The 11,589-nt window shown below is 51.1% G+C and carries 13 protein-coding genes; 11 read left to right on the top strand and 2 right to left on the bottom strand.

Annotation, left to right across the window (positions count from 1 at the left end):
• The first annotated feature begins 306 nt into the window (after positions 1-306).
• The 8 genes from NT073_RS00630 (at position 307) to NT073_RS00595 (ending at position 6,480) form a co-directional block, all read left to right on the top strand.
• Positions 307-882 carry a Crp/Fnr family transcriptional regulator gene (locus NT073_RS00630; RefSeq protein ID WP_297367174.1) on the top strand — a complete coding sequence of 192 codons (576 nt, stop codon included), beginning with the start codon at positions 307-309 and terminating at the stop codon, positions 880-882.
• Positions 883-955: 73 nt separating this feature from the next.
• On the top strand, positions 956-1,375 hold the full coding sequence (locus NT073_RS00625; RefSeq protein ID WP_297367170.1) for a DUF4267 domain-containing protein: 420 nt from the start codon (positions 956-958) through the stop codon (positions 1,373-1,375).
• Positions 1,375-1,851 (top strand): DUF2269 family protein, encoded by a 477-nt coding sequence (locus NT073_RS00620; RefSeq protein ID WP_297367167.1) that lies wholly within the window; start codon positions 1,375-1,377, stop codon positions 1,849-1,851. Before NT073_RS00625 ends, NT073_RS00620 begins: the two co-directional genes overlap by 1 nt.
• A 349-nt stretch (positions 1,852-2,200) precedes the next feature.
• The gene (locus NT073_RS00615; RefSeq protein ID WP_297367163.1) at positions 2,201-2,632 is read left to right on the top strand and encodes an MbcA/ParS/Xre antitoxin family protein; all 432 of its coding nucleotides are present in this window, start codon (positions 2,201-2,203) and stop codon (positions 2,630-2,632) included.
• 3 nt (positions 2,633-2,635) lie between these two features.
• Positions 2,636-3,088 (top strand): RES family NAD+ phosphorylase, encoded by a 453-nt coding sequence (locus tag NT073_RS00610; protein ID WP_297367160.1) that lies wholly within the window; start codon positions 2,636-2,638, stop codon positions 3,086-3,088.
• Between the two features lie 431 nt (positions 3,089-3,519).
• A complete protein-coding gene (locus tag NT073_RS00605; protein WP_297367156.1) occupies positions 3,520-4,284 on the top strand; it encodes a CHASE3 domain-containing protein in 765 nt (254 codons plus the stop codon).
• Positions 4,285-4,292: 8 nt separating this feature from the next.
• Positions 4,293-5,609: a PAS domain-containing sensor histidine kinase gene (locus tag NT073_RS00600; RefSeq protein ID WP_366107207.1), complete on the top strand. Its 1,317-nt coding sequence runs from the start codon at positions 4,293-4,295 to the stop codon at positions 5,607-5,609.
• Between the two features lie 427 nt (positions 5,610-6,036).
• Entirely contained in the window at positions 6,037-6,480 is a 444-nt protein-coding gene (locus tag NT073_RS00595; RefSeq protein ID WP_297367154.1) for a response regulator, read from the top strand.
• 78 nt (positions 6,481-6,558) lie between these two features.
• Here the strand turns inward: NT073_RS00595 and NT073_RS00590 are convergent, their stop codons facing one another.
• The gene (locus tag NT073_RS00590; protein WP_297367152.1) at positions 6,559-7,860 is read right to left on the bottom strand and encodes an ATP-binding protein; all 1,302 of its coding nucleotides are present in this window, start codon (positions 7,858-7,860) and stop codon (positions 6,559-6,561) included.
• 699 nt (positions 7,861-8,559) lie between these two features.
• Between NT073_RS00590 and NT073_RS00585 the strand changes: the two genes are divergently transcribed.
• Complete coding sequence (locus tag NT073_RS00585) at positions 8,560-8,973, top strand: response regulator (protein WP_297367149.1); 414 nt, start codon at positions 8,560-8,562, stop codon at positions 8,971-8,973.
• 101 nt (positions 8,974-9,074) lie between these two features.
• The gene (locus NT073_RS00580; RefSeq protein WP_297367146.1) at positions 9,075-9,506 is read left to right on the top strand and encodes a response regulator; all 432 of its coding nucleotides are present in this window, start codon (positions 9,075-9,077) and stop codon (positions 9,504-9,506) included.
• 92 nt (positions 9,507-9,598) lie between these two features.
• Here the strand turns inward: NT073_RS00580 and NT073_RS00575 are convergent, their stop codons facing one another.
• The gene (locus NT073_RS00575; protein WP_297367143.1) at positions 9,599-9,835 is read right to left on the bottom strand and encodes a hypothetical protein; all 237 of its coding nucleotides are present in this window, start codon (positions 9,833-9,835) and stop codon (positions 9,599-9,601) included.
• Positions 9,836-10,779: 944 nt separating this feature from the next.
• On the opposite strand from NT073_RS00575, the gene NT073_RS00570 reads away from it, so the two are divergent.
• A partial coding sequence (locus NT073_RS00570; protein ID WP_297367140.1) for an alpha/beta hydrolase occupies positions 10,780-11,589 on the top strand: 810 nt, incomplete at its 3' end.

The raw sequence follows: 11,589 nt of genomic DNA, 5'->3' as shown, positions 1-11,589 counted from the left end.
CTCTCCAGAGGACAAAATGGACTTCATTGCTGAACTGCTCGATCAAAATCCCGACATTGAAGTTCGGCTAAAGAGGGTATAAGTATAAGCACTGAAGAAGAGCTTAGATTAACTTTAGGGATAGCCGTATCACAAATCGCTGATTTTTTATGAATAGATTAACCGGTAGAGTAAGCTATAAGTTTTAGATCCGCCGTTCAGCACCCACGTCGCCCCATTTGCCACCTAAGCCCTTTTATCAACAAGTAAAAACCCTACATCTTTTTTGCTGGTTCGACAAACGTGATTACATGCTTATTTTTGAGCATGGATCGATTGCTCACTACCATTCGGCACTATATTCCGCTCTCCTCAGCCGATGAAGCCATCATTGCCACCTTAGTTCGCCAACTCAACCTGACCAAAGGTGAACATCTGCTGCAGGCGGGGCAGGTCTGCAAAAACGTCTTCTTTATGGAGAAGGGCCTGGTCCGCTATTATGCCAGTATCGAGGGAGAGGAGAAAACCAGTTACTTTAACAAAGAGGGCGAATTTGTCTGTGATTACGCCAGCTTTCTGCCCCAGCAGCCCTCCCGCACCAATATTCAGGCCTTGGAAGACGCTACCATCTACAGCATCAGCCAAGCCAATATGGACCGGTTATACCAACAGGTTGAACAGGGGGAACGATTTGGACGGCTGGCCATCAGTGAGGTGTTTGTGAGTGCCATCCAGCAGATCAACTCCCTCTACACCGACCCACCTGAGCAGCGCTACCAAACCTTTCTGGCCAAGTTTCCCGATATAGCTCAGCGCATTCCCCAATATTACATTGCCTCCTATGTGGGTATCAAGCCCCAATCCCTGAGCCGTATTCGAAAACGAATGGCCCAGCCGCATTAATTAACCTGGGTGAACGACAGGCTGTTTTTTAGGCGTGAGCTTTGTGGTCATAATCGATCACGAAAGTAGCACTATGAAAACAGAACATGTACCGGCCCCCTGGGGCTGGCAATCGGCATCCTATTGGATGATACTACCCATCGTACTGGGTATTCTCTTCATCGGTCTTCGGTTTATGTTGGCCCCCCAGCTCAGTATGAACGATTTCGGCATACGGCCTCTGACGGATTCCGCTCTTGCCTACGGCCGCATTAAGGGAATACGCGATATTTTTTCGGGAGTAGCCCTACTGGCTTTATGGTTGAACCGGATGAAGAAAGCAAGTGCGTACGTGTTTACGGCTGCCATGATCATCCCCTTTACGGACTGCTTGCTGATCTATCAGCAGAACGGAGTGGACTGGTCCCGGCTGCTGGTTCATGGCGGTACGGCCGTTTACATGGTCATCACCAGTTTTCTTTTATTCAGCAATACTAAACAAGCAATCGCCTGATGGATGCTTTCACGTTACGAGCGGTGTTGCTCGTGCTGCACCTGTCGGGTCTGGTCCTAATGGTGGGCACCACCCTTACCGAGTGGGTCGTGTTTCGCTTGTTTGTCAGCCTGTTGAAGCAGGAGGATCAGGCAGCCCTCAGTCTTTTTAGCCTGCTGTCGGGTCTAGGCCGACTCTTATTAGCCGGCGGGGTCGTATTGTTACTTTCGGGGATCGGTCTGACGATACTCAGTGAGGGCGTCTATTTACAGCAGCTCTGGCTGCAAGTAAAACTAGGGCTGATCTTACTGCTGCCGCTGAACGGGCTGCTGGTGGGCAGTCCGCAAATGAAGCGGGTAAGCAATAGCCTTTTGTCGGAGGGCATTGGTCTACAGGTAGCGGTCCACCCTGGGGTCAGGAGGCTGACTAAGTTTCACACGGTTCAACTGCTGGTGTTTCTAGCCATCATCATTCTGGCTGTCTTTAAATTTACGTAGCCTGCCAAAGCCCAACGATTGCCCTCAATTAAGGTGTCCGGCTTGCCTGTTAAGCCTGTTTATCAGGAGAATGACCACGTGATAAATCAAAACAAATTGCGTTACGATTGATCTGCGGGCGTCAGAACAGGCCAGTGAGAAATCGCATTCGTATGCTAAACTATAATCTCACAAAACCCTCCTCTAGATGCGACAAATGGGCTTCAGGCAGTAATTAGTTGAACTACCTGTCTAACTCAACTCGTGGCGTACATTTTTCGATTCACTGAATTATTTGCAAAATGTAATTGTTCCTCTCACTAAAGGTAAAATTGCCTAATTTTACACTCATATTGAAAGGAAACGCCTGATGAAACGAGTTACCTCACCCGAAAATCTTCTCCTACGAGATGTGCCTGGCCATATCAACGATAGTGAAATCCTTTCCTTACTCTACTCCAGAGAGGTCAACTGGCAGCATGTTAATGCGATTAAGACCTTGACCGAGTTTAATGATACAATCATTTCGGACTGGCTTAATGTAAGCGTCAAAACCTTCCGCGAATACAAAAAGCCGCCAACCACCTTTAAGGAAAACGTCAAAGAACAGGTGCTACTCCTGTTAGCCCTAATCAAGCATGGTATTGCCGTATTTGGCTCAGTAAAAGAATTCGACCAGTGGCTGAACCGGTCCAACTTTTACTTTGACAACAAGAACCCCAATGCCTATTTAAATACGGTCACCGGCATACGATTTGTCGATGATCGGTTGACTGCTATGGAATACGGAGACAACGTGTAAGGGATGGAAGTATTTCGAATTAGTAAAGAGGTTCATGCCCATAGCTTACGCTCATCAGGCAGTGCGAATCGGTGGAATACCAAAGGCCAACAAGTTATTTACACCGGCGCATCGCGTTCCTTGTCTTCTCTGGAACTCGTCGTTCACCGGGGCGTCATTCAGCCCACCTCTTCTTATAAAGTGATGGTCATCTCCGTGGCTGATGATGATTACCTGATGCGAACAGTTCACCTAAAAGAACTTCCAGCCAACTGGCGAACCTTGGCAGGTTATTCGGCTTTACAAACAATCGGATCCAACTGGTATACCAGCCAGGAAAGTCTTATATTGAAAGTTCCTTCGGCGATCATTATCTACGAGTACAATTACATCATCAACACCGAACATCCAGACTTTAGTCAGCATGTTCAGTTGGTAAGAACGGAGGACTATTTTTGGGATTCCAGGCTTCTCTAGGCGCTATGAATGTGAAGTAAAACATATGATGTAAACCAAAATGGATAGCCTAAGCAAGGTTTAGATACCTGCTCCAAAAAATGGGCGTTTAATGAAACGTTCTATTTACAGTCCTAAAGTAACCACCATCTCATAAAGTAGCATTTTAGTTACCCACTACCCGTCTTATGGCTTTGTAATTTAATTAGTCACCTACCAGCCGACTCGTCCACCGATTAGCTATCGACGGGGAATAACTGATCCCCCAGCTCTCACTCCGTTTACTGCCAGCCATAACTTGCGGCACGTCCTAACCAAGGGCTGATCAGTCATTGATCAGCTATTCGCAGGTTGAATCCGTTTACCAATAGGCAACCTATTGCTTTTATATGTAATTAAAAATATATAGCTTAGAGAGTAACTCTACTAAATGTTACTTCCTATCCGCTACTATGCCTTTTAAGATTCAGTCGTTCCCCAAACCTGGTTTTATAAATCTTGGCTTTCTGCTAGCCGCTTTATTATTATTGGGGGGCCTGGGCTTAGTCGCAACACTGCTTTACCAGCAACAAGACGAGCAGCGACAGGTGATACATACTCACTACATTATTGACCAGCTCAAAGCACTGGAAGCCCACCTGGTGGATGCCGAAACCGGCACGCGGGGCTACCTCGTAACGGCCGATCCTATCTTTCTGCAACCCTATCACCGGGCGCTTCCCCAGATAACCACCAGGCTGAACACCCTAGCCCGGCTGGTGGCCGGTAACCCTGCCCAGGTAAAAAGGATGAAACGACTCGATCAACTCGTACGAGACAAGATGGCCATCCTTATCCGGCTTAGTCGGCCTAACGATTCAGCTCAGGTTTTGTTGCCGATTGGTAGACAACGCATGGATCTTATCCGGGGACAGGTGGCCGTCATCGTTAAGGTAGAACAACAAGGGATGCGTGTCCGCCAGCAGGCGCTACACGCAGATTATCGGACAACCACCCGGTTAATTTGGGTGCTTATGGCCCTGGCTCTGGGTAACGGTTCGTGGTCGTACTGGCAGAGTAGCCGTGAGTTTAGCCGTCGGCAAAGGGTCGAACAGCGCCTTGACAGGAGTCAACAGCGCTACCGCTCCCTGGTTGAGCACCTGAAAGTGGTGGTCTTTCAAACCGATTCCAGCGGCCGCTGGACCTATTTGAATCCAGTCTGGGAGGCGGTCACGTAATCGATTCGGTGCTGGAAGAGGACCGCTCTCTTGCCCGACAGCTCCTCGAGCTCTATTCAAGCGATGGGCCCTCCACGAAGCCTCTCCTCCTGCGCTTTCGTCACCAAACGGGTGACTATCGGTGGTTTGAGGTACTGCTGGAGGTTACCCGCAATGCCCAGCAGCAAGTTGTGGGCTTGACGGGTACCTTAACCGATCGAACCGAAGCCCAACGGGCTCAGGAAGCCCTCTTCGAGAGCGAACAGCGCTTCCGGGCCATTGCTGACAATGTGGAGGAAATCTTTTGGGTACGCGACGTTCAACAGCCGCTCTTTCAGTACATCAACCCCAGCTTTGAACGCTACACGGGCCTGAGTTCGGATACGGTTTACGCCCATCCGCTGGCGTTTGCCCAGGCAGTCGTCGAGGAAGACCGGCCACTGGTGCTGGAGGCGTTTATGAGCCCGCAACCCCGGGCGGCTTTGCGCTTCCGGGTGCAGCATCCCGATGGGCAGCTTCGCTGGCTAAGTACCCGTATCTTCACGGAGAAAAACCAGGCAGGCCAACTCACGCGCCGGATGGGCATGGCCACGGATATAACGGCGGTGGTGGAGAAAGAGCAGCACCTGGAAGCATCCCTGGCGGCCGAACGGTCGCTGAATGCTTTGAAATCCCAGTTTATTGCCACCGCCTCCCATCAGTTTCGCACCCCCCTGACGGCAATTAAACTGAGTGCCAGCCTCATCCAGCGGTATGCCCATCCGACTCGGGAGGCTGTCAGTATGCCCAAGATCCAAAAGCAGGTGGACACCATCAATCGGCAGGTGCAGGCCTTAACGGAACTAATCAATGACACACTCACGCTGAGTAGGATTGAAGCCGGCAAGGTAGAAGTTGACCTGGTGGTAGCCGACTTAGTGGCCTTAAGTGTGGAAGTGGTCGGCCTGTTTGGGGACCGGGAGGATGGGCGGCAGGTGGAGCTCAGTGTGGAGGGAGAGCCGGTTGGGGTGCAGGTGGATAAAAAATTGCTGAGCCATGTGCTGCTTAATCTGCTCTCAAACGCCTTCAAGTTTTCGGCGAGTAACCCCCAATTAACGCTCATCTATTCGTCTGATCAGGTACGGATTTTGGTAAGTGATCGGGGTGTGGGCATCCCCCAGGGGGATCTGCCGTACTTGTTCACTAAATTTTTCAGGGCCGCTAACGCGGGCAACATCCCAGGTACGGGTCTGGGGTTAGCGATCTGTCAGGAGTATCTCACGCTGCAACAGGCTTCTATTGAGGCTGTTAGCCAAGAAGGGGAGGGCAGCGTGTTTACGGTTACCTTCCGTTTGTTGTCCTCCTAATGGCTCAGCGTGGTATACCTCATATGGTAGATTGGTAACAGACCGTGTGCTTCAAGGTGCCAGTTAGTAAAACAAACTGTTTTATAAAATGCCTATTTAAGAGGCAGATCATGAATACTTCGTCGTCTCTGGTGGGAGCTTATTGATGAACGATTACTCGTCTCACTTGAGAGCATTATAAGAGACAGTAAGATTTTGATATCTGTCAAACTCAATTAGTCGCATACGGGTTGCCTTAATTGAACAATGATAGATTGATTTTTATCGATACCTGGTAAGCGATAGAAGCCAAAGTAGGCTTGGTAGCCCAGCAAAAATTTAAGTAATAAGGTGATATATATGATGCAATTGGCATATATTTAACCAACAGAGCTACCAGTAAGCCCTCGTCGCTGGTCTAGTCAGTAACGTTTACAGTCTGTTTACCATGACACCATTCACCATCTTGTTGGTCGACGATAACGCCCACATCGCCGAGCTGCTGACCCGAGCGGCAGCCAGCACCTTTCCCGAAGCGGTTTTCATCCCTACCAGTACCTATGACCAAGCGGCCAGATATCTGGGCGATTTGACGGGCCGGGGCCCCCGCTTGATGCTGTTGGACATCCACTTACACACCGGCCTGAGCGGGTTAGACTTTTTATCCTTAGTGCGGCAGCATCCACAGGGCCATCTGATACCTATTATCATGCTGTCAGCCAGCCACGATCCGGCGGATCGAGTGGAAGCCTACCGGCGCGGGGCCAACGTGTATAGCCGGAAACCCTTTAGTTTCCAGGCCTGGAAGCGGTACGTAGGAGGGCTGCGCACCTATTGGCTGGAGACGGCGACCCTCCCGGCCATTTGGTTTCAGAAAGAGGCCGATGAGTAAGATTGGCTTGCCGCACCAGGTGCCCAGGCGATGCTGCCACCCTTCCGGACCGCGCCAGCAAACCAGCGTACCCCGCCTTCAGGAAGCGCTGGCTGACGAGCCGGGCAGGTACACCCGAAACGTAGCCCCTTGCCCCGGTTGGCTGCTGGCCGTAATGGCGCCCCCGTGATTGGTCACCACTTTGTGCACCACCGCCAGGCCAATGCCCGTGCCGGCAAACTCATGACGGCCGTGCAGCCGCTGAAACACCTGAAAGATGCGGTCCGCATACTTCTCATCGAAGCCAATGCCATTATCCGTCACCTCAATGCGGTGGTAGACCAAGGCGTTTCGGGAGCCCACCAAGCCAGCCGGTAAGTCCGGACTGGTGGCCAAACCAGCCCGGATGCGGATTTGAGGCTTTAGGGGCTGATGCCCCCCGCTAGCCGGGTGACGAAATTTGAGGGCATTGCCCAACAGGTTCTGAAAGAGCTGGCTGAGCTGGGAGCGATCACCCGCTACCGTTGGCAAGGGGTCAACGGCAATCTGCGCCCCACTCTCTTCGATGACCATCGAGAGGTCATCAACGACTTCCTCAATCAGCTGGTTGAGGGCGACGGGCCGGGCGACGACCTGAGTGGTGGCTATGCGGGAGAAGGCTAACAGGTCCTTGATCAACAGAGACATCCGGCTGGCGGCCCGTTGCATGCGCTCCAGGTAGAGCAGAGCCTCCTGGCCCGCCTCGGCGTACCGGCTCTTGAGCAAATCGCCAAACTGTTGAATTTTGCGCAGGGGCTCTTGCAAGTCGTGGGAAGCCACGTAAGCAAACTGTTCAAGATTCTGGTTCGAGCGGGTCAGATCCGAGTTGGCCGTTTCCAGAGCCTGGTTGCTGCTCACGAGCTGCTCATTGATCACCCGCAGGGCGTGGTTGGTGGTGGCCAGTTCCTGGGTGCGCAGTTGCACCTGCAGCTCGAGTTGTTGGTGAATCTGGACCTGTTGCGTCACCTCCTGAGCTACCCCCGCAAAGCGGATCAACTCGCCCGAGTCAGCGAAGGTGGCCTGGCCATAGGAGCGTACCCAGCGCAGGTTGATGTCGTCCGGCTCGTAGACACGATAGGTGACGTCATAGCGGCCATCGGAGTCCAGCCCTGCCAGTCGCTGGAGTTCTTCCCCCAGTCGCACGACGTCGTCAGGATGCACCCGTTGGATGAACTGCTGATAGGCAATTTGGCTACCCTGGGTGAAGCCGTAGAGGGCCCGGCACCGCTCATCCCAGTTGACGACTCCCTTGACTAAGTCGAATTCCCAAATGCCTAAGCCCGCTGCTTCGAGGGCCAAGTCAACGTTGAGGCGTTGGGTAAGGTTAGTCAGCACTGGAGAAGGCAGTCGATCGCCGGGCATTGGGGTATGGTCACGTTAAAGGCTTAGGGGCTAAACGGTTCTTAGGGAATGAGTGTTTAACTATCTATTTTAAGGGAAGTGAATGCGACGGTTTGTCTTGGACAGGTAGTCAAAAATCACTGTCTCACAATTCGCTCCCCAGTGAGACGAAGAAACGTTCATCAATAAGCTCCTGCCAGAGACGACGTATTCAGTCATCTGCTCGATTAATAGGGCGTTTGAAAAGCCGGCTTGTTTTACTTACTTTCGTCTACTATCCATCGCATATAGGCACGTATTCACAGGTATTAACTTGTATGTTTGTACCTTGGTAACTTTGAGTAGAAGCGGGCAGGCAGGATAAAGATTAATGTACTTGTAAGCAAGGCGTTATTGCTTTCTTCTTGGCATCGATGCCGATAGGCTGTTGATGCCCAGGGCCTACTCACATTCATTTGAGAAGTAGCATCAAGTCGGCTCATAACGATTTTTTTTGTTAATCACCTTCCCACTAGAAGGTAACGGTGATCAAAACGCTTTCTTCAACAGGTAGGACAGCCAAAAGAAAGGTACACAAAAGACCGATAGAAAGCTGTCGTTGGCTCCGGGAAGGACCAACTGAACCCGTATACACTAATTCACTCACAACCATATGACACCTCAATCTTGATCACTTTTAGCCCGGTCGAGGGTTTTAAACGGTAAGCAACCTAACCAGTCATGAGTCAACACCCTATCAAGTCCGTTTTCGTTGCGGATGATGACGAAGATGACCGATTCTTATTAAGAATAGCTTTCGACAAATGCTGTCCGGAAACCAAGGTCAGCTTTGCCGTTGACGGCCTGGATTTACTGCAATCGCTTGACGAGTCAGCCTTACAGCCCTGTTTGATCATTCTCGATTTAAACATGCCTCGTCTCGATGGCTTCGAATCACTTAAAATCTTACGCGCCTCCCAAGCTTACCAACAGGTACCCATTGTGGTTTTCTCTACCTCAGCAGAGACTGGAGATCTACAGAAAGCGAAGCAGTTAGGGGCAAACGATTACATCGTTAAGCCACTAACGATCAACCGCTTAGATCAGATGGCAGGGCGATTAAAAAAGGATTGGGATCTAGCTGACTGCCAGTGAAAGCAGACTATTGGACCATTATAGGATCATCGTTTTTTTAGGCCTACCGGGCAGCCACTGCTGCCCGTGCCAAGCGTACACACAAACACTATTTTGTAATTATGGCAGAGAAGCAAATGCCCAGTTTTGTCTTGGTCGATGATGATGAAGAGGACCGGTATTTTATCCGTCAGGCACTTCATCAACTAGGTAGCTCCTACCCCGTAGTTGAGTTTGGAAATGGAATCGATTTCATCGATTACCTCAGGCAGGAACTGGCTGACAAAGGCTCGGAAAAAGTGCTTTGGCTGGTCCTGATGGACATTCATATGCCTGAAATAAATGGGATCGAGGTTTTAAACACGATGCATGAACATCCTTTGTGGCAGCAAGTCCCCGTCATTATGTTTACCACGTTGCCTGACCAGGATAAAGAGTTGATCGCTCTTGGTGCCAGCGCCTGCATCCAAAAGCCCTTATCGGTTAGTGAGTTAAGCCAACAGATGAACACAACGTTTGCCCCCTGGTTAGAAAACCCTGCGGTTATGGAATAGGGTGAAAGCCATTAAATTGGCCAACCAATGGCCTGCTGGCTGCTAACGGCTTCTTACAGTTAGTGAAAAAGGCTCCTAAGTGTAATTAAGATTCACTCAGGTAGCTGCTTCCTATAGGTAACCGACGTTCGGCTTGACCCCGACTGGGCCAGGCAGGCCCGGACCCGATCCCCCAAAAGCTGATGTCTCTCGGTCAACGCGAGTAAGCGCTGGGCCAATCGTTGGTTGTTTCGTTGCAACTGGGCAATCCGCGCCCTGAGCCTGGCGCAATTAAGCGCAAATCGCCGACGAACGTGCGCGTTACGTACCAGGAGATCGAATTGTTTCATGGCAACTGTGGGTTAGGAGAAACTAGACCGACAGCTTGGTAAACAGGAGCGGAGAAGCGACTCAGGTAGAACTGCTTGCTTCAAAGGTAGTTTTAATCAGCGCTTAATCAAGCCCTGTTAGCTTTCTTTTTGTCTAGTCCTTCGGAGTTAGCTACGACAGTGGCGGTCCGCCGCATTGACTGTTTATCCGAACTTTTTACCTCCGTTCGACCCTCATTAACTCAGGCCCCGACCGCCCAGCCGGGACCTGAGTTGGTGGTCCTGCTTCAACCGCAGCGGCAGAAGCGGCTCCTGCTGGCGGGCCGCTTCCCATTACTATAGGGGTTGCCGATCCACGCCGAGCCGAATCCCCACCGTCGGATTGCCAACACGGAGTGAGCGAATAAAAAATTAGTGTTTCGCGAAAACGCTCGCTTCTCATCCCTGTTTCAAGCAATAGCTAGGTAAGCGCACGAGCTAAGAGGCAATTAGTCATTCGACAAACCCCCAGTTTAGTGCCGGTTACAAATCTACCGTTCGGGGTTATGTCGGTTACTCGATCCACTTGTTTGAGAAGCTTGTGGTAGAATAAATCACCCCGCTTTGGCGGTTGATCCACGACGGTATAGGACCTATCGTGATAGACGATTGAAAAATGATCCATAAAGGTTTTAGTAGGCTGTACTCGACAAAGGGAATCGTGTTCGCTTCCGTGATTAGTTTCAAACCTGGCGGAAAGTTACAACGCTTCATTCGACCCCTCAACAAAAGGGAAAACAAAAGCAGGCTTCACAAGTCGTTGCCAGGCGAATTGGCAACGGCCCTAAAGGCCGGGCAAATCGTAAAGTAGGCCAATGATGACGGAGTTGACCGCCCGCCTGGAACGCACTCCATATAGCCAGTCAATAAGTAAAGAATAACCCTTACTTCACCCGCTGGTTTACTGACTAAAGCAATCAACGTTCATGAAAAATAAGTTCTTCGCTCAACGCCAGTTACCGCTCTTGTTGGTTTATTCAGTTTTACTAGCCCTGGCTGCTTGCCAGGATCACCGCCTTCCTCAACCCGGTCAAACCATCCAACCAACGGGCCCCAAGCCCGACTGGGCCCCGACGATTAGCCCCCAGATGCAGGCTGTCATCGAAGAACTAGGCCGGCTGGCGCCCACCCCCATCGAGCAGTTAACCCCTCAACAGGCCCGCCAGCAACCATCCTTCAAAGATGCCGTCAATTCGCTACTCGACAAAAATAAAATCCCACGCCCGACGGCCAATGTGACCGTGAGTCAGCAAATGATTCTGGGCGCGGGGGGCACCCCCATTCGGATTGTCGTTTATAAACCCAACCATGTATCGGGAACACTACCCGTTATCGTCTACTATCATGGAGGTGGCTGGGTCATTGCCAATCCCGAAGTGTATGAATATTCCACCCTGGCACTCGCCGAAGAGACGGGGGCCATTGTGGTGTCGGTCGATTATCGACTGGCGCCCGAGAACAAATTTCCAACCGCGCACGAAGATGCTTTTGCGGCTTACAAGTGGGTGAAGCAAAATGCGGCCAGCCTTAATGGTAATCCCGCCAAAGTAGCGGTAGCCGGGGAAAGTGCGGGGGGGAATATGGCGATCACGGTGAGTATGATGGCCCGCGATCAAAACCTTGGGTTGCCGGTTCATATCTTATCGGTGTTCCCCGTGGCCAACAACGACCTGAATACCCCGTCGTATTTGCAATATGCCCAGGCCAAGCCCCTGAGTAAAGCGGGCGTGCAGTAT

This window comes from Spirosoma sp. (assembly GCF_026391055.1).
Lineage (GTDB): Bacteria > Bacteroidota > Bacteroidia > Cytophagales > Spirosomataceae > Spirosoma.
Note: the sequence above shows the minus strand (reverse complement) of the source record. Positions and strands in the feature narration are given on the sequence as shown.

Excerpts from the sequence above, each read along its gene's own strand:
- NT073_RS00595 (WP_297367154.1), top strand. The coding sequence starts at position 6,037 with ATGACACCATTCACCATCTTGTTGGTCGACGATAACGCCCACATCGCC.
- NT073_RS00590 (WP_297367152.1), bottom strand. The coding sequence starts at position 7,860 with ATGCCCGGCGATCGACTGCCTTCTCCAGTGCTGACTAACCTTACCCAA.
- NT073_RS00585 (WP_297367149.1), top strand. The coding sequence starts at position 8,560 with ATGAGTCAACACCCTATCAAGTCCGTTTTCGTTGCGGATGATGACGAA.
- NT073_RS00605 (WP_297367156.1), top strand. The coding sequence starts at position 3,520 with ATGCCTTTTAAGATTCAGTCGTTCCCCAAACCTGGTTTTATAAATCTT.
- NT073_RS00615 (WP_297367163.1), top strand. The coding sequence starts at position 2,201 with ATGAAACGAGTTACCTCACCCGAAAATCTTCTCCTACGAGATGTGCCT.
- NT073_RS00575 (WP_297367143.1), bottom strand. The coding sequence starts at position 9,835 with ATGAAACAATTCGATCTCCTGGTACGTAACGCGCACGTTCGTCGGCGA.
- NT073_RS00580 (WP_297367146.1), top strand. The coding sequence starts at position 9,075 with ATGGCAGAGAAGCAAATGCCCAGTTTTGTCTTGGTCGATGATGATGAA.
- NT073_RS00625 (WP_297367170.1), top strand. The coding sequence starts at position 956 with ATGAAAACAGAACATGTACCGGCCCCCTGGGGCTGGCAATCGGCATCC.
- NT073_RS00620 (WP_297367167.1), top strand. The coding sequence starts at position 1,375 with ATGGATGCTTTCACGTTACGAGCGGTGTTGCTCGTGCTGCACCTGTCG.
- NT073_RS00610 (WP_297367160.1), top strand. The coding sequence starts at position 2,636 with ATGGAAGTATTTCGAATTAGTAAAGAGGTTCATGCCCATAGCTTACGC.
- NT073_RS00630 (WP_297367174.1), top strand. The coding sequence starts at position 307 with ATGGATCGATTGCTCACTACCATTCGGCACTATATTCCGCTCTCCTCA.